The organism is Sphaerisporangium siamense (genome assembly GCF_014205275.1).
In the GTDB taxonomy this organism is placed as follows: Bacteria; Actinomycetota; Actinomycetes; order Streptosporangiales; family Streptosporangiaceae; genus Sphaerisporangium; species Sphaerisporangium siamense.
Genome location: NZ_JACHND010000001.1, coordinates 7,140,320 through 7,166,528 on the forward strand (window position 1 = coordinate 7,140,320; position 26,209 = coordinate 7,166,528).

Sequence of the window (26,209 nt, forward strand, 5' to 3'; positions counted from 1 at the left end):
AACTTGCCGATTGACCAGCGGTTGCACGGCCGGCCGAGCTTGACGGGTCGCGCGCCGGCCTTCGGATCTGACACGGCAATGACCGCCACCACGGACTCGGCCGCGCCTGATCGCAGGGACCCCGACGTGAGACCAGTCCCGTTGGGTGCGTGCTCATAGGGGGTTGACGCTGGTCGGCCGGGACGGAGTCGTAGGGGTGGGAGGTGACGGCGGTGGGGGGCGAAGGGATGGGTGAGGGGTGGTGGGCGGAGGGTTGATGGGGGGTGGGAATCGAAGGGTGGGGGTGGGAGGGGATTGTGAGGGAAGCTCACGGATGGGCAACGGCGCGGGGTGGTGGCGTACGGGGAGGGGGGTTTGGCCCTACGCTATGCGCTGCGATGTTGAAATTTCGTGCTCTTGGGCCCTTTCAGGTACTTCATCATGATTCCGTGCTGGACCTGGGCGGGCAACGCCAGCAGGCCGTGCTGGCGCGGCTGCTGGTGGCGCGCGGGCGGTCCGTGCCCATGAGCGTGCTGATCGACGAGTTGTGGCCGGGCGATCCGCCGTCCCAGGCGCTCTCGACGATCCAGGGTTACGTCTCGCGGCTGCGCCGCGCGCTGGAGCCGGACCGGGCTCCGCGCGAGGAGGCCGCGGTGCTGGTCTCGGCTCCTCCGGGGTACGCGCTGCGCGCCGACACGGACACGGTGGACAGCTGGCTGTTCGAGAACCTGGTCCGCGCCGAGCAGGGCGGCGACGCCGCCGCGGTGCTGGACCGGATGGAGCGGGCGCTCGGGCTGTGGCGCGGCCCGGCGCTGGCCGAGTTCGCCGACCTCCCCTGGGCCGCCGCCGAGGCGATGCGCCTGGACGAGCTGCGCCTGCTCGCCATCGAGCAGCGCGCGGAGGCGGCGCTGCGGCTCGGCAGGGCCTCGGCGCTGATCCCGGACCTGGAGTCGCACGCCTCGGCGCACCCGCTGCGCGAGGAGGCGTGGCGCCTGCTGGCCCTGGCCCTGTACCGGGCGGGACGGCAGGGCGACGCGCTCGGGGCGCTGCGCCGGGCACGGGCGCTGCTGCGCGAGGAGCTGGGCCTGGACCTCGGCCCGACCCTCCAGCGGCTGGAACGTGACATCCTCTCCCAGGCGTCCCACCTGGACACTCCGGCGCCGGACGCCGCCCCCGTGGAGGCGCCGGCGCAGGAGACCTCGGTTCTCCGGGTGGTGGTGGCCGACGACCAGGCCCTCGTCCGCACCGGCCTGCGGGTGATCATGGAGAACGAGCCCGGCCTGGAGATGGTGGGCGAGGCGCAGGACGGCGAGCAGGCGATCGCGCTGATCCGGCGCGCCCGCCCGGACCTGGTGCTGATGGACATCTCCATGCCCCGGCTGGACGGCCTGGCCGCCGCCCGCCGGATCCTCTCCGACGCCGCCCCGCCGAAGGTGATCATGATGACCACCTTCGGCACCGACGAGAACCTGTACGCGGCGCTGCGGGCGGGCGTCAGCGGCTTCATCCTGAAGACCTCGCCCCCCGAGCAGCTGCTGGCCGCGATCCACGCGGCGGCGGACGGCGACGCGCTGATCGATCCCGCGGTCACCACCCGCCTGATCGCCGGGTTCGCCGGGCGCGGCGACCCGGCCGTCCCGGCGGGGCTGAAGGGCCTGTCCGACGGCGACCTCGACCTGGTCAAGCTCGTCGCCCGCGGTCTCACCAACCAGGAGATCGCCACGACCCTGGCCGTCCCCGAGTCCGACGTGGGCGCGTCCCTGGCCCTCATCCTGGACCGCCTGGCCCTGCTCGACCGGGCCCAGCTCGTCATCCTGGCCTACGAGTCCGGTCTGATCAGCCCGGGCACCCACCTCGGCTCCTAGCCCGGCGGACCGTCACCGCTCCGCCCGAGCGCTCGCAGGACGGCGGCGAACTGCTGCTCACGATCATGTTGGACGGCATGCGCCCCCAGGGCTGATCCTCGGCCGGGTCCACGGGAGCGCCGCGCGTAAGGTGGAGATCGTGCCACAACTGCGTATAGCCCTCGCCCAGACCAACCCGGCGGTCGGCGACCTGTCCGCCAACGCCGCCACCCTGCTGGAGTGGACGCGCCGCGCCGCGGACCGCGGCGCGCATCTGGTCGTGTTCACCGAGATGTTCCTGACCGGCTATCCCGTCGAAGACCTGGTGCTGCGCGCGTCGTTCGTGGACGCCTCGATCGCGACGCTCGAGGCCGTGGCCGCGCGGCTGGCCGCGGAAGGGCTCGGCGAGCTGCCGGTCGTCGTCGGCTACGTCGACCGCGCCGGCGTGGCGCCCCGGCCGGGTCAGCCCAAGGGCGCGCCGCTCGACGCCGCCGCGCTGCTCCACCGCGGCCGGGTCGTCGTGCGCACGGCCAAGCACCACCTGCCCAACTATGGCGTGTTCGACGAGTACCGCTATTTCGTGCGCGGCGACCGCATGCCGATCTTCCGCCTGCACGGCGTCGACGTCGCGATCGCCGTCTGCGAGGACCTGTGGCAGGACGGCGGCCCGGTGTCGGCCGCGGCGGAGGCGGGCGCCGGGCTGCTGGTGGTGCCGAACGCCTCGCCGTACGAGCGCGAGAAGGACGACGTGCGCCTGGCGCTGTGCGCCGACCGCGCCCGCGAGGCCGGGTGCGCGCTGGCGTACGTCAACCAGGTCGGCGGCCAGGACGAGCTGATCTTCGACGGCGACTCGATCGTGGTCGGCCCGGACGGCGGGCTCATCGCCCGCGCGGGCCAGTTCCGCGAAGAGCTGCTGGTCACCGATCTGGAGCTGCCCGCGGCCGACCCCACGGCCCTCCCGGGCGCCTTCCCGGTGGACGCCAAGGACGGCACCACGATCACCGTCGAGCGGGTGGAGCTCTCGGCCGAGCCGCTGCCCGCCTACACCCCCGAGCCGCCCGTCGTGGCCCCGCGCCTGGACGACCTGGAGGAGGTGTACTCGGCGCTCGTGCTCGGCGTGCGCGACTATGTCACCAAGAACGGCTTCGGCTCGGTGATCCTCGGCCTGTCCGGCGGCATCGACTCCGCGCTGACCGCCGCCATCGCCGCCGACGCGGTGGGCCCGGACCGCGTCCACGTCGTGCTCATGCCGTCACGCCACTCCTCCGACCACTCGGTGGGCGACGCCCGCGAGCTGGTCGAGCGGCAGGGGCTGCACTCCCGGCTGGTGCCCATCGAGGGGATCGTCGACGCCTTCGAGAAAGAGATCGACCTTCACGGGCTGGCCGCGGAGAACCTGCAGGCGCGGGTGCGGGGCATGCTGCTGATGAGCCTGTCCAACGAGCACGGCCACCTGGTGCTGACCACCGGCAACAAGAGCGAGCTCGCCACCGGCTACTCCACCCTCTACGGTGACTCGGCGGGCGGGTTCGCCCCGATCAAGGACGTGCTGAAGACGACGGTGTGGGAGCTGTCGCGGTGGCGCAACGCCCAGGCGGGCCGGGGCGGCGAGCTGCTGTACCCCTTCGCCGTGCCGCCCATCCCGGAGAACTCGATCACCAAGGAGCCGAGCGCCGAGCTGCGCCCCGGCCAGCGCGACACCGACTCGCTGCCGCCGTACGACCTGCTGGACCGGCTGCTGGCCGACTACGTCGAGCGGGACATGGGCAAGGGCGAGCTGGTGGCCGCCGGGCACGACGCCGAGCTGGTGGCGCGGGTGATCCGGCTGGTGGACCTGGCCGAGTACAAGCGCCGCCAGTACCCCCCGGGCCCGAAGATCACCCCGAAGAACTTCGGGCGCGACCGCCGGCTGCCCATCACCAACCGCTGGCGCGAGACGCCCGCCACCTAGGCGTTGAGCCCCTCCAGGACCTGGCCGGTGATGCGCTCGGCCAGGTCGGCGGGGAGGTCCTCACCGCCGTCGCGCCACTTGCTGAAGAACAGCATCGCGCCGCTGAGGGCGGCCATCGCCACCTCGACGTCGACGCCGGCGCGGAACTCGCCGGTGTCGACGCCGCGCTGGATGATGGAACGCAGCAGGTCGCGACGGGGCTTGACCGCGATCTCGCGGAACCGCTCGGCCAGGTGCGGGAAGCGGTCGGACTCGTTCAGCGCGACGGTCATGATGCAGCGCAGACGCCGGTCGTGGGTCTCCTGCAGCATCGCGCCCAGATGGCGGACGATGTCCTCGCGGGCCGACCTGCCGAGCGGCTCGGGCAGCGGCGGCTTGAGGGTGGCCAGCGCGTCCACGACGAGGTCCTCCTTGTTGGACCAGCGCCGGTAGATGGTGGTCTTGCCGACCCCCGCGCGCGCCGCCACGGCCTCGATGGACAGCTCGGCCACGCTGGTGCCCTCGGCCAGCAGGTCGATCGTCGCGTCGACGATCGACCGCTCGGCCTTCTCACTGCGGGGGCGGCCCGGCGCGCGGGCCGGTCCCGCCTGCCCCATCTGCTGCGTCACCATGGTGCGATCACACTACTGCCGGTTCCGATTTCTCGGGCCGCGCCACCGGCGGCACGGCCTTCTCCTTGCCGGGCAGCCATCTGGCCACCACCGCCGCGCCGACGAGCGCGATCGCGGCGGAGCAGAGCGCCGTCACGTGCATGCCGTCGACGAACGCCTGCTTGGCGGGGGCGACCAGCGCGGCGCCGCGCGCGCCGAGGGACTCGGCGACGCCGAGGGTGGCGGTGATCGACTCGCCCGCGGCGTGCCGGACCCCCTCGGGCAGGACGTTCAGCGTGCCGGCGACGTTCTCGCGGTAGGTCGCCGACAGCACCGAGCCGAGCAGCGCCACGCCGAGCGCGCCGCCGACCTGCCGGACAGTGTTCGTCATCGCCGAGCCCACGCCGGCCTTCTCGCGGGGCAGCGAGGACATCACGGCCTCGGTCGCCGGGGAGCCGATGTTGGCCATCGCCGCACCCTGGACGAAGGCGATGATCTCGAACACCACGATCGGGCTGTCCACCCCCACGAGCAGGTAGGCGGCGAGGGAGGCCGCGACCAGGAGCATGCTGACGGTGGCGACGATCTTGCCGCCGAAGCGCCGGACCATGCCCGCGCTGAGCGGCGAGAAGATGAGCTGGGCCGCCGCGAACGGCAGCATGAGCGCGCCCGCGGCGAGCGGCGAGTATCCCTTCACGAGCTGCAGGTAGAACGAGATGAAGAACATCACGCCCATCATCGCGAAGAAGACCAGGCCGACGCTGGCCACCGCCGTGGAGAAGCGGGGGACGGTGAAGTAGCGCACGTCGAAGGCCGGGTGCGCCGTTCTGCGCTCGTGCAGGACGAACGCCACGAGGACGGCGATGCCGCCGAGGGCGGGCGCCCAGACCTGCGGGTCGGCGACGGTGCCCAGCTCGCCGATCTTGATGATGCCGTACACGACACCGACCAGGCCGACGATGGACAGCAGCACGCCGAGCGGGTCGAGCCGCGCCCTGTCGGGGTTGCGCGACTCGGGCACGATCACCGCGATCAGCACCGAGCTGACGACCACGATGGGGACGTTGACCAGGAAGACCGAGCCCCACCAGAAGTGCTCCAGCAGCAGGCCGCCGACGATCGGGCCGATGGCGACGGCGAGGCCCACCCCGCCGGCCCAGACGCCGATCGCCTTGGCGCGCTCGCGGGGCGCGAAGACGTTGGAGATGATGGCGAGCGTCGCGGGCATGACGGCGGCGCCGCCGAGGCCCATGGCCGCCCGCGCGGCGATCAGCTGGCCGGGATCCTGCGCGTAGGCGCTGGCCAGGGACGCCAGGCCGAAGAGCACCATCCCGATCTGCAGCATGCGCTTGCGTCCGAATCTGTCACCGAGTACCCCGAAGGTGAACAGAAGCCCCGCGAACACAAGGGTGTAGCTGTTGATGGCCCATTCGAGCTGGCTCTGCGACGCCCCGAGCCCCGCGTCGGGGTCGGAGATGACCTTCAGAGCCACGTTGAGAATGGTGTTGTCGAGAACCACGGCCAGCAGGCTGAACACCATCACGCCGAGGACCTGCCAACGGCGTGGGTGACCTGTCGGGTGTTCCACGAATCCCCCAAGTACACGTAAGAGCGAAATTTCGATACGGATGCGTTTCGCTAGCCTACGCTACAAGGCACCGATTCGATACGCAACAGTCCCGTTTCGTAATACTACGCCGACAGGCCTCGGGATCGCGGCGCCGGCGGCCTCCGCCCACGCGCCCCGGGGAGGCGTAGGGGTCGCCGGGCGCGGGTAAAGGACGTCCCTGGACGCGTGAAGGGATGAGTAGAGGGCAGCCCGGGTGTTGTCATAACGGTCAGCCGTGCGATGATCTGACCGTCCGGGGACGCCACTGGGGCGCCTCGAGACCTGGAGGTATCCATGATGTCCTCTACGTCGAGAATCACCAGCTCGCCGACCACGCTCTATGGCGGCCAGGCTGGGCGAAGGGTGACCGTCCGCGACATCGCCGCCGCCAAGGAACGCGGCGAGAAGTGGCCCATGGTCACCGCCTACGACGCCATGACCGCCAAGGTGTTCGACGAGGCGGGTATTCCGGTCATGCTCGTCGGAGATTCGGCCGCGATGGTCGTGTACGGCTACGACTCCACGCTCCCGGTCTCGGTGGACGATCTGCTGCCGCTGACCGCCGCCGTCGTCCGCGGCTCCTCCCGCGCGCTGGTCGTCGCGGACCTTCCGTTCGGCTCCTACCAGGCGTCCCCGGGTGACGCCCTCGCCACCGCGGCGCGCTTCATGAAGGAGGCCGGCGCGCACGCGGTCAAGCTGGAGGGCGGCCGCCGCGTCCTCCCCCAGATCGAGCTGCTCGTCTCGGCGGGCATCCCCGTGATGGGGCACCTCGGGCTCACCCCGCAGTCGGTCAACGCCTTCGGCGGCTACCGGGTGCAGGGCCGGGGCCAGTCCGGCGACGAGCTCATGGCCGACGCCAAGGCCCTGGAGCACGCGGGCGCGTTCGCGGTCGTGCTCGAATGCGTGCCGGCCGACCTGGCCGCACGGGTCAGCGCGGCCCTGTCGGTGCCCACGATCGGCATCGGCGCCGGGCCCTCCTGTGACGCCCAGGTCCTGGTCTGGCAGGACCTCATGGGCCTCACCCCGCACCCGGCGAAGTTCGTGAAGAAGTACGCCGACCTGGCGGGTGAGATGGACCACGCGGTCCGCGCGTTCGCCCACGACGTCGTCTCCGGCGTCTTCCCGGCCCCGGAGCACAGCTACAGCTGACCACCACCGCGCACGGCCGTGCCCACCCGGCACGGCCGTCGCCCTGTCACCGCGCCCGCCGCCCGCCCGGACGAGACAGGCGGGCGGCGGGTCAGGCCAGGGTGGACGGGTCGGTGTTGCCGCCGCAGACCACGACCGCGACGCGCTCGCCCGGCCCGGGGACGTACGCGCCGGTGCGCAGCGCGGCCAGCGCGGCAGCCCCCGCGTGCTCGGCGGCCACGCGGTGGTCCCGCCACAGCTCGCGCCGGGCCTCGACGATCGCCTCCTCCCCCACCAGCACGACGTCCACGCCGAGGGCGCGGGCGGTGTCGAAGGCGATGCGCCCGGCCCGGGTCGCGCCGAGCGCGTCGGCGCCGACCCCGCCGACCTCGACCGGCACCGGGCCTCCCCGCGCCAGCGCCTCGTGCAGGGTCGGGATGCGCTCGGGCTCCACCGCGACGACCCGCGGCCCCCCGTCCTCGCCCGACAGGGCCGCCGCGACGCCCGCGACCAGCCCGCCGCCGCCCACCGCGACGAGCACCGTGTCGACGCCGCCGATCCCGCGCGCCTGGTCCAGCAGTTCGAGGCCGAGCGTGCCCTGCCCGGCGACCACGTCGGCCTGGTCGTAGGCGTGGATCTCCAGGGCGCCGGTCTCGGCCGCCCGCTTGGCGGACGCCTCGTAGGCGTCGGCGAAGATGGCGCCGGTCTGGGTGACGTGCGCGCCGAGCGCCCGCAGCCCGGCCACCTTGACCGGCGCGCACACCTCGGGCACGAAGATCTCCGCCCGGACGCCGAGCGCGCGCGCCGCGTACGCGACCGCGACGCCGTGGTTGCCGCCGCTCGCCGCGATGACCCCCGCCTCGGGCACGGTCCCGGCGGCCAGGACGCGGTTGAAGGCGCCGCGGACCTTGAACGAGCCGGAGTGCTGCAGGGACTCCAGCTTGAGCAGCAGTCCCGGCGCGGCCTCGGCCACCGGGGTGCGCCGGACGTACCCGGCGATCCGGGAGGCGGCCCGCTCCACCTCCGCACGCGTCATGATCATGGGGTCTCCGCCCGGCGGAGGGCCTGGGTGAAGTCGGCCCACAGGTCCTCGGCGTGCTCGATGCCGACGGCCACGCGCACGGTGCCCTCGCCGATCCCCGAGCGCGCCAGTTCCTCGGGCGTCTGCGCGCGGTGCGAGGTGGTGGCCGGGTGCAGGACCAGGGTCTCCACCCCGCCGAGCGAGGGCGCGAGCAGCGCCAGCCCGAGGGCGGCCATGAACCGCTCCCCCGCGGCGCGCCCGCCGGCCAGGTCGAAGGAGAAGACCCCGCCGAAGTCGGGCAGGAGCTTGGCGGCCAGGGCGTGGGAAGGGTGGGAGGGCAGTCCCGGCCAGTGGACGGCCGTGACGGCGGGGTGCTCGTCGAGGCGGGTGGCGAGCACGCGGGTGTTCTCGCAGTGCCGGGCCATGCGCAGGTGCAGGGTCTGGATGCCGCGCAGGGTCAGCCACGCGGCGAAGGGGTCGAGCGTGGCGCCGAGCTCGATGGCGAAGGACCACACCTTCCGGTGCAGGGCCTGGTCGGCGAAGACGGCCACCCCGCCGAGGACGTCGCTGTGCCCGCTGAGGTACTTGGTGACCGAGTGGACGACGACGTCGGCCCCGTGCTCCAGCGGGCGGCACAGCACCGGGGAGGCGAAGGTGTTGTCGACCACCGTCACCAGGCCCGCCTCGCGGGCGGCGGCGCACATCGCGGGCAGGTCGGCGACCTGGGTCATCGGGTTGGCGATCGTCTCCAGGTACAGCAGCCGGGTGCGGGGCCGTACGGCCGCGCGCACCGCCGCCGGGTCGTCCTGGCCGACGTAGGTGACCTCGACGCCGAACCGGTGCGCCAGGTCGGCGATCATCGACGCGGTCCCGCCGTACAGGGCCCGCTGGGCGATCACGTGGTCGCCGGGGGACAGCAGGCCGAGCAGCACGCAGTTGACGGCCCCCATGCCCGACCCGGCGGCCACGGCGGCCACGCCGCCCTCCAGGCCGGCCACCGCGTCCTCCAGCGCCCGGACCGTCGGGTTGGTCAGCCGCCCGTACACGAAGGCGCCGTCCGGCCTGGTCATGCCGTCGGCGAAGACGGCCGGGTCGTCGAAGGCGAAGCCCGAGGTCTGGTAGATGGGGGTGGCGATCGGGGTGCTGCCGTCCAGGGACGGCCGCGGCACGTGGACGGCGCGGGTATCCGGATGCAGGTCGCTCATGCCGCTAAGGATGTATGGATTGAGCCGGATTTGTCAGTTTCATATCGCCCGGCCGCGGGTTCACACGTCCGTGACGCGGATCCCGGCGTGCGCCTTGTACCTGCGGTTGATGGAGATCAGGTTCGCCGTGAACGCCTCGACCTGATGGGCGTTGCGCAGCCGCCCGCCGTAGATGCCGCGCATGCCCGGGATGCGGGCCGCCAGCGCCTGCACGGTGTCGGTGGCCTGCCGGTCGTCGCCGAGCACGAGCACGTCCAGGTCGATCTCGGACACCTCGGGGTCGAGCAGCAGCACCGCCGAGACATGGTGGAACGCCGCGACGACCCGGCTGTCCGGCAGGATGGCCGCCGCCTGCTGGGCCGCGCTGCCCTCCTCGACGTCCAGCGGGTAGGCGCCCTGCTTGTCGAAGCCCAGGGGGTTCACACAGTTCACGACGATCTTGCCCGCCAGCGCCGGCCGGAGCGCCTCCAGCGTCGCCCGGTGTCCCTCCCAGGGGACCGCGATGACGACCACGTCGGACTCGGCCGCGACGACCGCGTTCTCCTCGCCGCGCACCGGCAGCCCCGGGCCGAGGCTCTCGGCCGCCTCGTGCGCGCGCGACGCGCTGCGGGACCCGATCAGGACCTGGTGGCCGACCGCCGCGAAGCGGTGCGCGAGGCCCATCCCTTGGTGGCCGGTTCCGCCGAGGATTCCGATCGACAGGCCGCTGACGTCCAGACCCTCATCCCCCATGATCATCATCCCCTCACGTGCGGTGCGATTCTCCAGATCATGCCAGGTGCCGCTATCCAGGACGGCGGCGGGGCCGGTGATGCACCATGGAGCCCATGGACGCTGCGTCGGTGACCTTCCTGCGCGAGGTGCTCTCCGCGACCGGGTGGGTCGAACGCACCCGCGAGTTCGGTCGATCCCTGCGCGCGACACGCACGCCGGGCGGGCTGCTCGTGGTCGGCACCCCCGAGGAGGAACCCTGGCACCTGGCCGCCCACCTCGGCGACGAGGCCCGGCTGTCCGGGCTCGCCCAGCTCGCCCCCACGCTGGTGCGCTGGTCCCCGCCCCCCGGCGCGCCGCCCCACCTGGCCGTCGGCGTGGACCGCATCCAGGCGGCCCGCCGCGGCGAGACCCTGTTCGTGGTCACCGAGCACAAGGCGCCCGCCCCCCTGCTGGACCGGGTGGACGACGCGCGGCGCACGGGGGCGACCATCCTCACCCTGGACGGCGGCGACCCCGACCTCGAAGGGCTCGCCCACGACGCGCTGGCCGTGCCGCCGGAGGAGGGCCTGTTCACCTTCGACGCCGCCCAGCATCTGGTGAGCATGGCGGCGGGCGAGGCGCCGAGGTCGCGCTCCCGTTTCCTGGACCGTCTGGCCCGCCTGGCCGAGCGCGTCAGCGGCCCGCGGGTCCCCGAGTGACCATCTGTCGCCATATCGCGAGCTTTATGGGGAGCAAAACCTCACCCGGAATGGCAATGCGTTCCGCTCGCTTCTGAAGCCTCACCGCCCGCGTCGCATCCCTGCCCCGACGCCTCCGCGGCCCCGGGCCCGGGCGGGCGTAGCCTGGTGAACGAGCCGGTCAGCGGCATGACCGACCGGAAACCGACCTCTTCGCTGATTGGGGTGAGCTCGGTTGTACCGCAGGGTCTTGAGCCGCGACTATGGCGCGGCGTGGGCGACCGTCCGTCTCGGGGAAGCCTGAGATGGGGTCCTCGGTGGTCTCCTATCTCATCGACGCGTTCGGCATGCTCGGCGCCGCCGCGCTGCTGTACGCCTACGCGATGCTCTCCATGGCGAAGATGTCGGGGGGCGGCCTGACCTACCAGCTCATCAACCTGGGCGGCGCGGTCGCGCTGATGGTCAACTCCGCCTACCACTTCGCCTGGCCGTCGGCCGTGCTCAACCTGGTCTGGTGCGGGATCGGCGTGCTCGCGGTGACGCGGATCATCGCGGCCAGGCCCTGGAAGCGGCGGCAGCCCTCGGGAGGAGGTCCGGGCTGAGCGCCCGGTCCCGCTCTAGTCGCCGTTCCACTCCTTGTCGTCCTCGCGCCACGAGGCGTTGCGAGCGGCGGCGGTCTCCAGCGCCGCGGCCGCCTCGCCCTCGGTGGCGTAGGGGCCCATCCGGTGCTTGTCGGGGCATCCCTTGTCCGACTCGACCCTCATGTGCTTGAGGCAGAACCACCATTGGCCGCCGCTCATGTGCCCTCCTCAGCCGCTGCGCGCCCGCCGTCCACACAGATCCTGCCCTACGGGGGCGGAACTAGACTTGCCGCATGACGACAACGCTCCGGCCAGGACGGCTCTCGCCCACCCGCAAGGTTCCCGCCCACATCGAGCGCCCGGAGTATGTCGGCCGCAAGCAGCCCCGCCGGGGAGAGACCGACGTCCAGACGCCCGAGACGATCGAGCGCATGCGCGTCGCCGGCCGCATCGCCGCCCAGGCCCTGGAGGAGGTCGGCCGGCACGTCGCGCCCGGCGTGACCACCGACGAGCTGGACCGCGTCGGGCACGAGTTCCTCTGCGACCACGACGCCTACCCCTCCACGCTCGGGTACCGCGGGTACCCCAAGTCCCTGTGCACCTCGATCAACGAGGTGATCTGCCACGGCATCCCCGACGACACCGTCCTGCGCGACGGCGACATCGTCAACGTGGACATCACCGCCTACATCGGCGGCGTGCACGGCGACACCGACGCCACCTTCCTGGTCGGCGAGGTGGACGAGGAGTCCCGGCTGCTGGTCGAGCGCACCCGCGAGGCCATGATGCGCGCGATCAAGGCCGTCGCGCCCGGACGGCAGCTCAACATCGTCGGCCGGGTGATCTCCGCCTACGCCAAGCGGTTCGGCTACGGCGTCGTGCGCGACTTCACCGGCCACGGCATCTCGACCTCGTTCCACTCCGGCCTCATCGTGCCCCACTACGACGACCCCTCGCTGGCCGTGACGCTCGTGCCGGGCATGACCTTCACGATCGAGCCGATGCTCACGCTCGGCACCATCGAGTACGACCTGTGGCCCGACGGCTGGACCGCCGTCACCAAGGACCGCAGGCGCACCGCCCAGTTCGAGCACACCATCGTCGTCACCGACAGCGGAAGCGAGATCCTCACGCTGCCCTGACGCCGCGCGGGGTGTGGTTTTCCGCAGGGCCTCGATGCGGAGCACCGCCGGAAGGCCGGTGGTGCTCCTCATGCCCGCATATGTCCGATGTTGCATAGCCTCTCGGGCATGAACACGACGACCGTTGACGGGGTCGCCGGATGGGCGATCGGACTCATGGAACAGCTCGGCGCGCCGGGAGCGGGGCTCGCCATAGCGCTGGAGAACCTGTTCCCACCGCTGCCGAGCGAGGTGATCCTGCCGCTGGCGGGGTTCACCGCGAGCCAGGGCCGGATGGACCTGCTCGACGCGGTGGTGTGGACGACGCTGGGCTCGGTCATCGGCGCGCTGGCCCTGTACGCCGTCGGGGCGCTGCTCGGGCGCGACCGCGTGGTGGCCATCGCGAGCCGGCTGCCGCTGATCAAGGTGTCCGACGTCGAGAAGTCCGAGGCGTGGTTCGCCAGACACGGCCGTAAGACGGTGTTCTTCGGGCGGATGATCCCGATCTTCCGCAGCCTGATCTCGATTCCCGCGGGCGTCGAACGCATGCCGATCGTGTCGTTCACCCTGCTCACCACCTGCGGAAGCCTCATCTGGAACACCGCGTTCGTCCTGGCCGGATACCTGCTGGGCGAGAACTGGTCGCTGGTGGAGACCTACGCGGGCATCCTGAGCAAGATCGTCCTCGGGCTGGTGGCGCTGACCGTGATCGTGTTCGTGTGGATGCGGCTGGCCGAGCGGCGCAAAGGCAGGCATGGCTCTCGCTGAGGAGGCGACCGGCGCGGTCCCGGGGACGACGTGGCGCGGGCGTGCGGTCCGGCGTGCCGTGCGGCTGCTCGCCGGACTGGCGCTCGGCACGGTGACCGCGCCCGCGGAGCTGGCCTGCGCGGTGGCCGGGGCCGCCGCCCTCCCGTTCCGGGCGGGCGGCCCGCGGGGACGACACGCGGGGCGGGCGGTGGAAGGGGCGGCCCGGTGGCTGGCCGCGCTGGAGCTGCGGCGCCTGCGCTTCTGCGGCGCGCGCGGCCTGCCGGAGTCGCCGGCCCGGGGCTCCCGGCCGCTGGCCTACGTGGCGGCGCGCTGGCCGGTGGGCCTGCTCGGCGGCGCCGTGCTGCTGTTGCTGGCGATCGGCGCGGGCACGATGGGACAGGTCGCGGCGGCCTGGCTGACCCGCGGCACCTTCGACGACATCCCGCCCACGCCCTGGATCGTCCTGTACATCGGCACCGGCGCGGCCCTGCTGCTGTTCCTGGACGTGATGGGCATGATCGGGGTGCTCAACCTGGACCGCGCGCTGGCCGTCCGCCTGCTCGGCCCGAGCCCGACCGAGCGGCTGGAACGGCGGATCACCGAGCTGGCCGAGACCCGCGCCGGGGTGGTCGCGGCCGTGGACCAGGAGCGGCGCCGCATCGAGCGCGACCTGCACGACGGGCTGCAGCAGCGCCTGGTCGCCCTCGCGGTGCTGATCGGGCGGGCGCGCCGGGGCCGCTCGCCCGAGCTGCTGGACGCGCTTCTCGCGCAGGCGCACCAGGAGGCGCGGGCCGCGATCGGCGACCTGCGCGAGGTGGCCTGGCGCGCCTACCCGAGCGGACTGGACTCGCTGGGGCTGCAGGAGGCGCTGGCGACGCTCGCCGAACGCGCGGCCGTCCCCGTGCGGGTCGAGTACGGGCTGGAGGAGCGGCCCGCGCCGCACCTGGAGACGGCGGCGTACTTCGTGGCGTGCGAGGCGGTCACCAACGCCGCCAAGCACGCCGGGGCCGGGCTCGTCACCGTCCGCCTGGCCCGTGCGGGCACAATGCTGGTCGTGCGCGTCCATGACGACGGACGGGGCGGGGCCGACCCGGCGGGCGGCGGCCTGTCCGGGCTCGCGCGCCGGGTGGCGGCGCTGGACGGGCGCCTCGCCGTCCACAGCCCTCCCGGGGGGCCGACGAGCGTGACCGCGGAGCTGCCATGCGGGTGATCCTGGCCGAGGACTCGGCGCTGTTGCGCGAGGGGCTGGTGCGCCTGCTCGCCGAGGAGGGCCACGAGGTGCAGGCCGCCGTCGGGGACGCCGCCGCGCTGCTCGCGGCCGTCGCCGAACGCCGTCCCGACATCGTGGTGGCCGACGTGCGGATGCCGCCGACCCACACCGACGAGGGGCTGCGGGCGGCCCTGGAGATCCGGCGGCGCTGGCCGGGCACGCCGGTGCTGATGCTGTCGCAGTACGTCGAGCGCAAGTACGCCACCGAGCTGATGGGCGGCGACGTGGCGGGCGTGGGCTACCTGCTGAAGGACCGGGTGGCCGAGGTGTCGGACTTCCTGGACGCGCTGGAGCGGGTGGGGGCCGGCGGCGCGGCGTTCGACCCGGAGGTCGTGCGGCGGCTGCTGGCCCGCACCACGCACGCCGACCCGCTGGCCACGCTGACGCCCCGCGAGCGCGACGTGCTCGGGCACATGGCGCAGGGCTACACCAACGCCTCGATCGCCGCGCAGTTGCACGTCTCGCAGAGCGCGGTCGAGAAGCACGTCAACGCGATCTTCGACAAGCTGGCGCTGTCCCACGTCACCGGGTACAGCCGCCGGGTGCTGGCCGTCCTGCGTTTCATCGGGACATGACGCCGCCGGCGCCGCGGGCCTGACGGGCGGGGTACCGATCACATACGATCGGATTTCCTATATGTCAACGCCGGCGACGGACGCCGCCTAGCACGAGGAGACACCGCGTGGACGACTTCCGGCCGGCGACGACCGCGGAGCACCTGCTGTGGCTGCTGGCGCAGCACGGCGTCGAGCACCTGTTCCTGAACCCGGGAACGGACTCGGCCCCGCTGCAGGAGGCCGCGGCCACGCTGGCGAAGGCGGGCGTGGTGATCCCCAACATCGTGACCTGCTCCTTCGAGTCGGTCGCGCTGGCGGCCGCGCACGGGTACTGGCAGGTCACCCGCCGCCCGCAGTGCGTGTTCGTACACGTGGACGTCGGCACGCAGAACCTCGGCGCGATGATGCACAACGCGCTGCGCGACCGGGCCGGCGTGATCGTCATCGCCGGCAAGACGCCGTACGGCGAGGAGCCCGACGCCCCGGGCGGGCGCTCCACCCCGATCCACTGGCTGCAGGACGTGCCCGACCAGGCCGGGACCGTCCGCGCGTACACCAAATGGGTGACCGAGATCACCCGCCCCCAGATGCTGGCCCGCGCGATCGGGCGCGCCGCGCAGGTCGCGGCGGGCGGCCTGCCCGGCCCCGCCTACCTCATGGTCTCGCGCGACGTGCTGATGGACCCGCCCGCGCCCGAGCTCGGCCGCACCACCGGCTACGCCGTCCCCCGGCCTCCCGCGGCGGACGCCGAGACCGTGCGGTGGATCGCCGAGCGGCTGGTCGCGGCCGAGCGCCCGCTGCTGATCACCGCCAAGACGGGCAGGCGCCCCGACGGCTTCCGCGCCGTCACCCGGCTCGCGGACCTGGCGGGCGTGCGGGTCGTCGACCTGGCCGAGAGCGGCTGCGTCAACATCTCCACCTCCCACCCGATGAACGTCCTCTCGGCCGCGGACGCGCGGCGGGCCGTCGAGGAGGCCGACCTGATCCTCGTCGCGGACGCCGACGTGCCGTGGATCCCCAAGGTCACCCGTCCCCGCGACAACGCCACGATCGTGCACATCGACGCCGACCCGCTGAAGACCGACATGCCGCTGTGGACGTTCCCGGTGGACCTCGCGGTGACCGCCGACGGCGCCACCGCCCTCGACCAGATCGCCGTGCGGCTGGAGGAGCTCGGGCTCACCCCGGCCGACGACCGGCCCGGCCTCGCCGCGGACGCGCCGTCCGGCGCCGGCGCGCCCCCGCCGCCCGCCGCCCGCCCGGCCGGCGACCACATCACCGTCGAGGAGGTGTTCACGGCGCTCAACAAGGTGCTCGTCCCCCAGGATCTGGTGGTCGAGGAGGCCGTGACCAGCGCGGGGGCCCTGCACGAGACCCTGCACCGCACCCTGCCCGGCACGATGTACGGCGCGGGGACCCCCGGGCTGGGCTGGGGCCTGGCCGGGGCGGTCGGCGTGCGCATGGCCTCGCCGGGCAGCCGGGTCGTGACCGTGGTCGGCGACGGCAGCTTCATGTTCGGCGTGCCCACGGCGGCGCTGTGCCTGGCCGCCGAGGCGAACGCCCCGATCATGGCCGTGGTGGTGAACAACAACGGGTACCGCGCGAGCAGGCTGCCGGTCTTCGAACTGTTCCCCGACGGCCTGTCCGCCGCCCGGGGCGACGCCGAGGGCACCCGGTTCGCCGCGCCGCCGGACTTCGCGGCGGTCGCCCGCGCCTGCCACGCCCACGGCGAGACCGTCACGGCCCTCGCCGCGCTGGTCCCGGCGCTGCGCCGGGGACTGCAGTCGGTGGAGTCCGGCCGCTCCGCGGTGATCGACGTCCGCGTCCTGCCCGACTAGGACGGCGGGGCGCGCGCCCGGGACCTGACGTCCGGACACGCGCCCCGTCGCGCTGTCACCTCATCTGCGACCGGCCTCCCACGTCGACGCGTCTCCCCACGCGCCCGTCGTCCGCGAGGTCGTCCTGCCGTCGCGCCGCCCGCTCCAGCGCGCGGAAGACGCGCTCGCGCCGGCGGAGCAGCCTGGCGGGGTTCCTCGCCAGGCTTCCCTTCAGGTACACCACGTTCGTCGCCGACGCCCCGAGGCCCCCCACCTCCGGCAGCCGGATGACGGCCAGATCCTCGGCGTGCGCGAGCACCCGGCTTCCCGCCGCGTGACCGAGCCCGCTGATCTCGAAGCTCATCACTCCCGCCCGGCAGGCGAACGCGACCTTCATCCCCTTTCCTGTGCAGTGCACGGGCACGGCCTTCCCCAAGAGCCTTTCCCGCGTCGTCAGACCCGCCTCCAACGTGATCCGCATCGCCCGGTCCGGAGCGAGGGGGAACTCCCCGCAGACGCGCTCGCGCGCCGCCATCCCCTGGCGGTGAAGCCAGGAGACCAGGACTCCGAAGACGAGCGTGACCAGGAGGATGGCGATGGTCAACCCCTCCATAGCCGGCTCCTTGCCTGTGTCCGCGCCGTCCGGCCCCGGCATACGGCTCGTACGTATGCCAAGAAAACCGGCAGGTTCGGACAAACCCTCCCTTTAGACATAAGGACCATATCCCCACGGATCATCTCCGGCGTCCACATCCACGGCGGGTTTTCCGGCGAAGCTCTCAGTACTAAGTACTGCCGGCGCCCGGCGCGTGAACACCGGTGAACGCCACGTGCGGAAACACGCGCGGGCCACGCGGCCCGGCCGGATCCTGACCGCGGCGTCCGACGGTAAGAAGCCTTACCAGTGAGGTTCTTCGCTGAAATGCCCGAGCCTGGCGGCGATGCCCGACCGCTGTTCGACGCCGAGTTTCCGCAGTATCCGCGAGACGTGGCCTTTGATGGTGGATTCGGTGACGAAAACACGGGCGGCGATCTCCTTGTTCGTCATCCCTCCCCTGGCGATGAGGAAGGCGATCTCCCGCTCCTTGGAGGACAGCGAGTTGAGCAGGTTCTCCTCGCGCAGCGAGGGGCGGGCGATGATGTCCATCGTCGCGGTCTGCCCCTGCTCGCACCGCCGCCTGAGCCTGCGGACCCGACCGAGCAGCGGCGACCCCTCCAGTGCGGCGGCCTCCTCCAGCTCGCAGATCCCGGCGTGCAGGGCGGCGAGGATGGCGGACACGTCCTGCACGACCTCCATGACGGTGGGCGGGTCCGTCTCGGAACCCGCCCCCGGTGGAGCCAGCTCCTCGCGGTCCAGGGCGTCCTCGCGCTCCCGGGCGAGCACGGTCGCCACCGACCGCGCCGTCCACTCGAACGCGCGCGCGTGCTCGCCGGTGTAGACCCCGGCCTTGTACGACTGCATCGACGCGAGCCCGATCACGACCTGCCCGGCGTCGCGCCGCTCGAAGACGGGGATCGTGACGGCGTCCGCCGAGGGGCGCTTCTCGTCGCCGAACGCGGCCCCGTTGTGCAGCAGCGCGCCGTTGTCGTCGGCGAAGGTGTACGCGCGCCGGTGCCGGAGGATCCAGGCCGCCTGCCCCTTCGGCCCGTAGCCGGACACCTCCGGGGGGATGTACTGCTTCACGGGCAGCGTCACGTCGAAGGTGTAAGGATATACGATTTTCCGGTCGTCCCGGTAAAAGCCAACATAGAACGCGTCCACGGCGCAGAGCGTGCTCATGGCGAAGCGCCAGTAGTCGAACAGCGCGTAGTGATCGCCCACACGCGCCCGGATTCCGCGGTCGGCCTGGCTCAGCGCCGCGGCGACCTCCGGTGAGAACCCGGAGCGCGAACGAGGCACGGACACGCGTCCTCCCATGACTGACTGCGGCGCCGGCGAAACACTCGGTGCCCGCGAAGATCGGACCCGGAGTGAGCCTTCCTGACTGGCACCTGCCATGTCATCATTTCACTGAATTTGGTTGCCATTAAGATATCCTTCACCTTCACCGCCGGCACACCGCAGACACCCCTCAAAGCCGTCACCATGCCCCCTGCCTGCGGATATATGACAGTGGCATGGATTAGAACGCGCCAATTCGCTCCGGAAACGAAAGGCTACGCTCCGCATGCGCTGACTCGATATTGCCGGTCACCAGTCAAGTCCGGCGGAGACCGGTCGACACGCCCGATCACGCCGTTCGTGAAGGGCGTGTTCTCGTCTTCCGTCCGGCCCTCCCCCGGCGCCCGCGCGCCGGCGGCCCGCCCAGGGCCGGCACCGTGCCGGCACCGTGCCGCCGCCGGGCGGCCTCCGGGTGACAGGGCAGTGGATATATCGCTGTTCAGCCGACCTCACTCCCGCCACAATGATCCGGTGAGCATTCGCGTGGCCGCCGTCGGCGAACTCCCCGTGCTGCAGGACATCGAACGCGCCGCCGGGCGGCTCTTCCGCGAGATCGGCATGCCGTCGGTCGCCGACGAGGAGCCGCTCTCCCTGGAGGTCCTCGCCGGGTACCAGGGGGCGGGGCGGGCGTGGGTGACGACCGACGCCGAGGAGCGTCCCCTCGCCTATCTCATCGCCGAGGTCGTGGACGGCAACCTCCACCTGGCGCAGGTCTCCGTCCACCCGGACGCGGCGCGCCGGGGCCTCGGGCGGGCGCTCATCGACCACGCCGCCGCCTACGCGCGGGCCGGGCGGTTCCCGGCGCTCACGCTGATCACGTTCGCGCGGGTGCCGTGGAACGCGCCCTATTACGAGCGCTGCGGGTTCTGGTCCCTGGACGACGGCGAGCTGACGCCGGGCCTGCGGGCGCTGCGCCGCGAGGAGGCCGCGCAGGGGCTGGACCGGTGGCCGCGCGTGTGCATGCGCCGCGACCTCTGACGGACCCTCTGAATTTCAGCCCGCAATATACCGATTTTCAGTGTTTTTCATTACTGCATCGAACCCGTCCACCCCACGGATCGAACGGCCGCGCATATGCCCCCCGCCGCGCGACGCCCCGCACGCACGCCTTTTCGCCCGCGAAGCCGCTGATCACCCCCACGCCGCACGCTCCGGCCGCATATGCTGGACCCCGTGAGAAATCGTTCACGGTCGCGTATTAAATAGCGGTTCCCCCTCGGCGCCCCCCGTCGACCCGGAGGAGATCCGTGTCCTCAGCACTCCCCTCCGCCACCCCGGAAGGCCCGCGTCCCGTGCCGTCGCCCGGCCGGGCCCCCGCCGAGCCCGCCCACACCCCGCAGTCGCGGCGCGAGGGCCTGCAGGAGTTCCTCCGCGTCTTCGACCGGATCCGCATCCGCCCCACCCGGCGCGGCGGCGACATCCCTCTGCCGATCCTGTGGGTGACCGGCCCCTGGGAGGCGACCTCCGCGCTGGCCGACGCCTTCGAAGAGCGGTGCGCGGGCACCCCGCACACCGTGGTCGCCCCGGCCCAGGACCCGCCGGACGAGCGCTCCGCTCCCCCGTACGCCGCGCTGGCCGCCCAGCTCTGGGACGCCACCAGGCACCTCGCCGAGCACGCCGCGCCCGGCGAGGCCCACCTGCGCTTCCCGCTGTTCGCGCAGGTCCAGTGGCTGCTCGGCCTGCACGTGACCGAGGAGGGCCACGAGCTGCGCGACGGGGTGCGGCGGGCGATGAACCAGCGGCGCAGGCAGATCAAGACGGGCACCGAGCAGGAGCGCAGGTCGTTCTGGAAGAACGTCCGGGCGTACGCGGAGGGGCCGCTGCCGGCGTGGGCCGCCGCCACGGCGATCCTGAGCGCGGGCTGGGCCGACCAGCTCACCACCCTGTTCGGCCTGTGCGCCCTGCTGGCGGGCCCGGTCATCGGCTCCCTCCACGTCCTGCTGCTGTCGCGCACGTGGGCGGGGCGGCGGCGGTACATGTGGTTCCTGCGCCAGCCGTACCTCATGCCGGAGAACCGCCGCAACCAGCCCCGCGACCTGACCGGCTTCGCCGTGCGCCTGCTGTCCGCGCGCGACGACGCGGCAGCGGCCGAGCCGCGCCGGTCGCGCGAGGCCGCGCAGGCCAACGACGAGATCGAGCGCCTGCTGGTGAACGCCTTCCTGGAGGATCTGCGCCAGGGGTTCGAGCGGCGGCTGTGGAAGGTCTGGCGGCGGGTGGCCTGGGCCCGCACGTCCTATCCGGTGATGCTGGTGAACGGCGGCGACCCGCGCCTGGTGTCGCGCATAGAAGAGGTGCGCGGGGCCGCCCGCCTGGCCGATCCCCTGCTGGTGGTCGTGACCGGTCCGGGCGAGCGGCCCGGACCGGCTTCCCGGCCCGGCGTGCTGGCCGGGCGTCCCGACACCGCCGAGGAGCTGTGGGACCGGTGGGGCGCCGAGCTGGCCAGGGACCGCGCCCTCGGATCCGTCCGCGACCTGCGGATCGAGCTGGAGGCCGAGGACGAGCAGGCCGTGGCCAAGGCCAACTCCCTGCCCGTGTACCGCAGGCCGCGTCCCCTGCTCGCCCATCCGCTCATCCCCTGGATCGCGGTCACGGCGCTGGTCGCCGTCTCGCTGGTGCGGGTGCTGGCGACCGCCACCGCGACCTGCGGCCCCGGCATCTGGCGGACCTCCACGGGCGAGTGCGTGGGGGTGAGCGAGGGCGGGTTCGAGTTCGCGCCCCACCTGGCGCCCGTGCTCGGGCTGATCGACCGGCAGAACCGGGCGATCCTCACGTCCGGCCATCCGTACGCGACCGTGGTCTACTTCGGCAAGCTGACCACCTCGGGCACCTCGCAGGCCGGGGCCTACGATCCGCTGACCGACATCCACGGCGAGCTCGCCGGGATCGCCCTGGCCCAGGGCCGGCTCATCGAGAACAACACCGACGGAAGCCTGCTGCAGATGCGGGTGGTCCTGGCGAACGCGGGCGCCGACTTCCGGTACGCGCAGGACGTCGCCCGCGAGACGGTGCGCAGGGCCGAGGAGGATCCGACGATCATCGGCGTGATCGGGCTCGGCGAGAGCAGGACGCACGTCCGCGCGGCGATCGAGGAGCTGGGCAGGAAGGCGCTGCCCGTGATCAGCACGACGGCGACGTTCGACGACCTGGACGTGCGGGTGCGGGACGGCAGGCGCGTGCCGTCGTTCTTCCCGCTGGCCCCGCCCAACAGCAGGCTCGCCGCCGTCGCGGCGGGCTGGGCGCGCGCGGGCGTCCCCGAGCGGAAGGTGCGCGGGGCCAGGACGGCGAAGGTGTTCATCGACAGCACCTCGACCGACCTGATCGGCACGGATCTCGGCGCGAAGTTCACCGCCGCCTTCGGGCGGGAGGCCGAGCCCGTCCCGTACCGTCACGCGCGGGACTTTCCCGCGCTGGTCACCAAGGCCTGCGGCCAGAAGACGCAGCCGGACCTGATGTACTACGCGGGGCGGACGGCGCAGTTCGGCGCGTTCGTCACGGCGATCGAACAGTCCCAGTGCCAGGGACTGACCATCATGGCCAACGACGACGTCACCCAGTACGTCAACGACCATGCCCCTGAACTGGGCGGCAACCAGCGCGTGCGGGTGATGTACGTCGCGCTCGCGCCGCCGAGCGCCACCCGCGACCAGCAGCGGGTCTTCCCCGCGAAGTTCAAGACGGACTTCTACCGGCGGCTGGACGCGCTCACCGCCTCGCTGGGCATGACCCGCCTTCCGCGGACGCATCTGCCCTCGCCCGAGTACGCGGTGCAGGCCCAGGACGCCGCGGTGGCGCTCATGGCCGCCGCCCAGGAGGCCTTCGCCGGGCAGGGCGTCACCGCCGCGCCGGACGGCCCGCCTCCCGTGGTGGACCGGGGCGGCGTGCTGCTGGCGCTGGAGAACCTCCAGGAGATCGACGGCGACAGCGGTCTGGTCAAGCTGCACGGCGCCGCCGACCGGCGGCACGCCAAGGACCGTCCGATCCTGCTGGTGGCGCTGGACCCCGACGGCCGCCAGGTGGTGATACGCCAGTGCGGCAAGCTGTACGCCAAGCAGCCGGCGACGGCGGACTGCCGCGAGCCCTGACGTGGACGCGGTCAGATCCGGCCGCTGACGGTGGTGCCCTCTCCCACCACGCTGTTGATCGTCAGGACGCCGCCGACCTGGCTGAACCGCAGCTTCATGAGGTCCATGCCCCGGCCGGTGCGCCCGGGAGGGAAGCCGATGCCGTTGTCGCTGACGGTGAGCCGGAGCCCGGCCCCGCCGGTGGTCAGCGCGATCGACACGGTGTGAGCGCCGCTGTGCCGCTCGACGTTGGTCAGGGCCTCGGTCACCACCGCGTAGACGGCGTCGGCGACCGGCCCGGTGACGCGGTCCTTGGGCATCGCCCAGACCTCGACGGTGATCCCGGTGCGCTCCGACCACTCCGTCAGGTAGTCCTCTATCGCCCGCGCCAGACTTCGCTTTCCGCGCATGGCCAGCTCTTCGTACAACTCCCCACCCTCCGTCCCGGCGCACCGCTCAGCCGACGTGAATCCGGTCCCCACCCGTACGCCCCGCTCATTGATCGGGGCGACGCTACCGGCGCGTGCTTGAAAAGCGGTTGTACCTGAATGGGACAGTGATGGGACGACCCCGGGCGAGGCGTCCGACCCAAGCCCACCCATTGTGTATATGCCCGAAACCCTCACCTGCCACGCTACCCGCAGGTAGGAGGCGGCGCGTTCAGTGACCGGGGGTACCTGGTTTGCCCGGGATCGCCATAGGGAAACCGGGGTGAAACGTCATTCTTTGCCAGTCTTGTCCAGACTGTCCATTTTATTGAGCTTGGCAAGGTAGGCGTTATAGGCGTCCAACGCGGCGTCCCCGGTGCCGCCCACCCGCGCGGCGCGCGCGTCGGCGCGGCGGTCGGCGCGCCGGGCCGTGCGGTCCTCGGCCCGGTACCACTGGAAGGCCAGCGCGATCAGGACGATCAGCGTGGGGATCTCGCCGAAGGCCCAGGCGATGCCGCCGCCGGTGCTCTGGTCGGCCAGCCCCGACGCCCCCCAGGTGCGGCCGAGCTGGTCGTACCACTCGGCGGCGATCACGGTGCCCATGTTCATCAGCGCGATGCCGAAGAACGCGTGGAACGGCATGGTCACGAACAACAGCAGCAGCCGCCCGACGTAGGGCAGCCGGGTGGGCGCCGGGTCCACGCCGATGATCACCCAGAAGAACAGGCAGCCGCTGAGCAGGAAGTGCAGCGTCATCGCGATGTGGCCGAGGTGCTCCTCCATGGCCGCGGTGAACAGCGGCGTGAAGTACAGCATGTAGGTGGAGGTCACGAAGAGGATCGTGGCCACGGCCGGGTGGGTGACGACCTTGGTGATCCTGCTGTGGAGGATCGCCGTGATCCACTCGCGGGGGCCGCGGTCGCCGCGCCGCGCGGCGGGCTTCAGCGCGCGCAGCGCGAGCGTCACCGGGGCGCCGAGCACCAGGAAGATCGGCACCAGCATCGACAGAACCATGTGCTCGGCCATGTGCACGCTGAACAGCACCGGCGCGTACCGGGCGACGCCGCTCTGCGTGACCAGCACCAGCAGGAGCACGCCCACGCCCCAGCTGATCGTGCGGCCCACCGGCCAGCGGTCGCCGCGGCGGGCCAGCCGGACCACCCCCGCGCCGTACAGCCCGGCCAGGACGGCGGCGATCACGCCGAAGAACAGGTCGAACCACCACAGGGACGCGAGGTTGGCCACCGAGACCGGCGGCGGGACGACGTAGCCGAGCAGCTCGAACGCCCGGTCCAGAGGCTGGTCCAGCAGCGGCGGCGGCGCGGTGCGCGAGAGGGCGACCGCCAGGCCCACGGCCAGCAGCATGACGAGGCCCTCGGCCCCCGCGAGCCGGACGAACGCGCCGGGCCTGCCCGCGGACAGCTCGGGCAGCGTACGGCGGCGGTGCCACCATCCGAGCACCCCGAGGGCGGTGAAGGCGACGGCCTTGGCCACGAGGATCAGCCCGTAGGAGGTGGTGAACAGCTCCGCGACGGAGGTCAGGCGGGCCAGCGCGCTGAACATGCCGGAGAGGCCGGTGCCGATGAAGCACCACAGCGCCATGCGGGAGAAGCGGTCGGCGGCGAGGTCCAGGTGCGGCCCGCCGCGCAGGGCGTGGGCGCACAGCAACAGCAGCCCGCCCACCCACAGCGACAGCACCGCCAGGTGCAGGGCGACGCCGGTCGTGGCGAGGCTGTGGTTGGGCGCGGAGGAGGAGTGGCCGGTGAGCGCCGGCGGCATGAGCGTGGCCAAAGCCAGCACCAGCAGGCCGCCTGAGGCGCCTGTGGTGATCGCGCCGCGCGAGAACAGCGCGATGGCGGTGCCGAACAGCACCACGAGCGTGAGCGAGATGCCCTGCGGGACCTGGCTGGCGTAGCTGGTGAGCTCGTTGCCGCCGAGCGCCTCGGCGACGGGGATGCCGAGGGTCTCCGACAGGCTGAACACCAGCGACGAGGCGGCGGCGAGCGCCCAGAGCAGCGCCGTCCACGCCGCGGCCCGCACGTAGACCTGGGCGGGCTTGCCCAGCAGGCCCTTGTCGCTGGGCAGGAAGACGGTGGCGGTGAGCAGCAGGCCGACGGTCAGCACGCCGGCGACGTCCATGGTCAGCTTGGAGACGGGCAACGCCCACCGGGTGAGAGTGCCCTCGTCGGGCAGGCCGGGGATGATGCGGGGGGTGGCCGCGCCGCCCGCGACCATGGCGGCGACCAGGCCCGCGAGCGCCGCGCACACCCCCGCGACGGCGAGACGGACCGCCCTGCTCACGACTTCTTCCGCAGGCTGATCGCCGTGCCGATGCCGATGCCGGCGATGCCGAAGACGGCGATCCACAGCCAGGCGGGGATGCCGGAGCCCTCGTCCTGCTGGTCGGCCTGGCCGGCCACCGGGGTCGGGGTGAAGGGCGGCGGCGAGCTCGTCACGGGCGCGGGCTGCTCGGGCGAGGCCGGCGCCGAGGACGTCTCCGAGGTGGTGGGCGTCGGCGAGGCGGCGGTGGGGGCCTTCACGGTGAAGGGGATCTCCCCCTCGATGGGGTGGCCGTCGACCGAGACCACGCGCCAGGCGATGACGTACTTGCCGGACGGCAGCGCGCCGGAGACCTTCTGCGTGACCGTCGCGCCGTCGAGCTTCGCCTTGCCGTCCTGGTGGGCGCGGCCGTCGGCGTCACGGACCAGGACGACGGGGAACTTCACGCTCTCGGTGAAGGTCAGCGTCACCCCCTCCAGGGTCTCGACCGTGGAGCCCTTCTTGGGGTCGCTGCTCTTCAGGGCCGTGTGGGCCAGCGCCGGCGAGGCCAGGGCGGTGCCGAGCACAAGGGCGGCGAGGAGCGCGAGCGCGGCGGCGAGCGGAGAAGTCCTCATAATGCCCTAAGGCTACTCAGGGGTCAGGCCGGTCCCTACCACAACTCACCCCTACCGGGGGAGGGCGGCGTGG

23 protein-coding genes are annotated in these 26,209 nt (G+C 72.6%); 12 read left to right on the forward strand and 11 right to left on the reverse strand.

Annotation, left to right across the window (positions count from 1 at the left end):
* Positions 1-428: 428 nt before the first annotated feature.
* Both BJ982_RS32535 and BJ982_RS32540 read left to right on the forward strand, forming a co-directional pair.
* On the forward strand, positions 429-1,844 hold the full coding sequence (locus BJ982_RS32535) for a BTAD domain-containing putative transcriptional regulator (protein WP_239122852.1): 1,416 nt from the start codon (positions 429-431) through the stop codon (positions 1,842-1,844).
* A gap of 139 nt (positions 1,845-1,983) precedes the next feature.
* A complete protein-coding gene (locus BJ982_RS32540; protein WP_184886418.1) occupies positions 1,984-3,774 on the forward strand; it encodes an NAD+ synthase in 1,791 nt (596 codons plus the stop codon).
* On the opposite strand, the gene BJ982_RS32545 is transcribed toward BJ982_RS32540, so the two are convergent.
* Both BJ982_RS32545 and BJ982_RS32550 read right to left on the reverse strand, forming a co-directional pair.
* Positions 3,771-4,385 (reverse strand): TetR/AcrR family transcriptional regulator, encoded by a 615-nt coding sequence (locus BJ982_RS32545; protein ID WP_184886420.1) that lies wholly within the window; start codon positions 4,383-4,385, stop codon positions 3,771-3,773. The two genes, BJ982_RS32540 and BJ982_RS32545, sit on opposite strands and share 4 nt — an antisense overlap.
* Positions 4,386-4,392: 7 nt before the next feature.
* Positions 4,393-5,904, reverse strand: coding sequence for an MFS transporter (locus BJ982_RS32550; RefSeq protein ID WP_184889665.1), 1,512 nt, complete (start codon positions 5,902-5,904; stop codon positions 4,393-4,395).
* A 366-nt stretch (positions 5,905-6,270) separates the two neighbouring features.
* Here BJ982_RS32550 and panB point away from each other — a divergent pair, with 366 nt between their 5' ends.
* Entirely contained in the window at positions 6,271-7,122 is an 852-nt protein-coding gene (gene panB, locus BJ982_RS32555) for a 3-methyl-2-oxobutanoate hydroxymethyltransferase (RefSeq protein ID WP_184889667.1), read from the forward strand.
* 91 nt (positions 7,123-7,213) lie between these two features.
* Here the strand turns inward: panB and BJ982_RS32560 are convergent, their stop codons facing one another.
* From BJ982_RS32560 to npdG, 3 genes are read right to left on the reverse strand one after another with little or no spacing between them, the layout of a single operon-like run.
* Positions 7,214-8,143, reverse strand: coding sequence for a serine/threonine dehydratase (locus tag BJ982_RS32560; RefSeq protein WP_184886422.1), 930 nt, complete (start codon positions 8,141-8,143; stop codon positions 7,214-7,216).
* Positions 8,140-9,327, reverse strand: a complete 1,188-nt coding sequence (locus tag BJ982_RS32565; RefSeq protein ID WP_184886424.1) for a trans-sulfuration enzyme family protein — start codon at positions 9,325-9,327, stop codon at positions 8,140-8,142. Before BJ982_RS32565 ends, BJ982_RS32560 begins: the two co-directional genes overlap by 4 nt.
* Before the next feature lie 60 nt (positions 9,328-9,387).
* A complete protein-coding gene (npdG, locus tag BJ982_RS32570) occupies positions 9,388-10,059 on the reverse strand; it encodes an NADPH-dependent F420 reductase (protein WP_184886426.1) in 672 nt (223 codons plus the stop codon).
* A 95-nt stretch (positions 10,060-10,154) separates the two neighbouring features.
* On the opposite strand from npdG, the gene BJ982_RS32575 reads away from it, so the two are divergent.
* Both BJ982_RS32575 and BJ982_RS32580 read left to right on the forward strand, forming a co-directional pair.
* Positions 10,155-10,739, forward strand: coding sequence for a hypothetical protein (locus BJ982_RS32575; RefSeq protein WP_203958959.1), 585 nt, complete (start codon positions 10,155-10,157; stop codon positions 10,737-10,739).
* A 284-nt stretch (positions 10,740-11,023) separates the two neighbouring features.
* Positions 11,024-11,320: a CBU_0592 family membrane protein gene (locus BJ982_RS32580; RefSeq protein ID WP_184886430.1), complete on the forward strand. Its 297-nt coding sequence runs from the start codon at positions 11,024-11,026 to the stop codon at positions 11,318-11,320.
* Between the two features lie 15 nt (positions 11,321-11,335).
* On the opposite strand, the gene BJ982_RS32585 is transcribed toward BJ982_RS32580, so the two are convergent.
* Positions 11,336-11,518 carry a hypothetical protein gene (locus BJ982_RS32585; RefSeq protein WP_184886432.1) on the reverse strand — a complete coding sequence of 61 codons (183 nt, stop codon included), beginning with the start codon at positions 11,516-11,518 and terminating at the stop codon, positions 11,336-11,338.
* Positions 11,519-11,592: 74 nt separating this feature from the next.
* Between BJ982_RS32585 and map the strand changes: the two genes are divergently transcribed.
* From map to BJ982_RS32610, 5 genes are all read left to right on the forward strand, one after another.
* The gene (gene map / locus BJ982_RS32590; RefSeq protein ID WP_184886434.1) at positions 11,593-12,441 is read left to right on the forward strand and encodes a type I methionyl aminopeptidase; all 849 of its coding nucleotides are present in this window, start codon (positions 11,593-11,595) and stop codon (positions 12,439-12,441) included.
* Between the two features lie 108 nt (positions 12,442-12,549).
* Positions 12,550-13,188, forward strand: coding sequence for a DedA family protein (locus BJ982_RS32595; RefSeq protein WP_184886436.1), 639 nt, complete (start codon positions 12,550-12,552; stop codon positions 13,186-13,188).
* Positions 13,175-14,377, forward strand: a complete 1,203-nt coding sequence (locus tag BJ982_RS32600) for a sensor histidine kinase (RefSeq protein ID WP_184886438.1) — start codon at positions 13,175-13,177, stop codon at positions 14,375-14,377. The genes BJ982_RS32595 and BJ982_RS32600 overlap by 14 nt, the downstream gene beginning before the upstream one ends.
* On the forward strand, positions 14,368-15,012 hold the full coding sequence (locus BJ982_RS32605; RefSeq protein ID WP_184886440.1) for a response regulator: 645 nt from the start codon (positions 14,368-14,370) through the stop codon (positions 15,010-15,012). Before BJ982_RS32600 ends, BJ982_RS32605 begins: the two co-directional genes overlap by 10 nt.
* Before the next feature lie 107 nt (positions 15,013-15,119).
* A complete protein-coding gene (locus BJ982_RS32610) occupies positions 15,120-16,832 on the forward strand; it encodes a thiamine pyrophosphate-requiring protein (protein WP_184886442.1) in 1,713 nt (570 codons plus the stop codon).
* A gap of 55 nt (positions 16,833-16,887) precedes the next feature.
* Here BJ982_RS32610 and BJ982_RS32615 read toward each other — a convergent pair whose 3' ends face one another.
* Entirely contained in the window at positions 16,888-17,424 is a 537-nt protein-coding gene (locus BJ982_RS32615; protein ID WP_184886444.1) for a hypothetical protein, read from the reverse strand.
* A gap of 285 nt (positions 17,425-17,709) precedes the next feature.
* Complete coding sequence (locus BJ982_RS40720; RefSeq protein ID WP_239122853.1) at positions 17,710-18,717, reverse strand: helix-turn-helix transcriptional regulator; 1,008 nt, start codon at positions 18,715-18,717, stop codon at positions 17,710-17,712.
* A gap of 507 nt (positions 18,718-19,224) precedes the next feature.
* On the opposite strand from BJ982_RS40720, the gene BJ982_RS38725 reads away from it, so the two are divergent.
* Both BJ982_RS38725 and BJ982_RS32630 read left to right on the forward strand, forming a co-directional pair.
* Positions 19,225-19,731, forward strand: a complete 507-nt coding sequence (locus tag BJ982_RS38725) for a GNAT family N-acetyltransferase (RefSeq protein ID WP_203958960.1) — start codon at positions 19,225-19,227, stop codon at positions 19,729-19,731.
* Between the two features lie 269 nt (positions 19,732-20,000).
* Complete coding sequence (locus tag BJ982_RS32630; RefSeq protein ID WP_184886447.1) at positions 20,001-22,835, forward strand: type 1 periplasmic-binding domain-containing protein; 2,835 nt, start codon at positions 20,001-20,003, stop codon at positions 22,833-22,835.
* Between the two features lie 11 nt (positions 22,836-22,846).
* On the opposite strand, the gene BJ982_RS32635 is transcribed toward BJ982_RS32630, so the two are convergent.
* From BJ982_RS32635 to BJ982_RS32645, 3 genes are all read right to left on the reverse strand, one after another.
* Positions 22,847-23,224: a sensor histidine kinase gene (locus BJ982_RS32635; RefSeq protein WP_184886450.1), complete on the reverse strand. Its 378-nt coding sequence runs from the start codon at positions 23,222-23,224 to the stop codon at positions 22,847-22,849.
* Between the two features lie 309 nt (positions 23,225-23,533).
* Positions 23,534-25,543, reverse strand: coding sequence for a bifunctional copper resistance protein CopD/cytochrome c oxidase assembly protein (locus tag BJ982_RS32640; RefSeq protein WP_184886452.1), 2,010 nt, complete (start codon positions 25,541-25,543; stop codon positions 23,534-23,536).
* Positions 25,540-26,136: a copper resistance CopC family protein gene (locus tag BJ982_RS32645; protein ID WP_184886454.1), complete on the reverse strand. Its 597-nt coding sequence runs from the start codon at positions 26,134-26,136 to the stop codon at positions 25,540-25,542. Before BJ982_RS32645 ends, BJ982_RS32640 begins: the two co-directional genes overlap by 4 nt.
* Between the last annotated feature and the right edge of the window lie 73 nt (positions 26,137-26,209).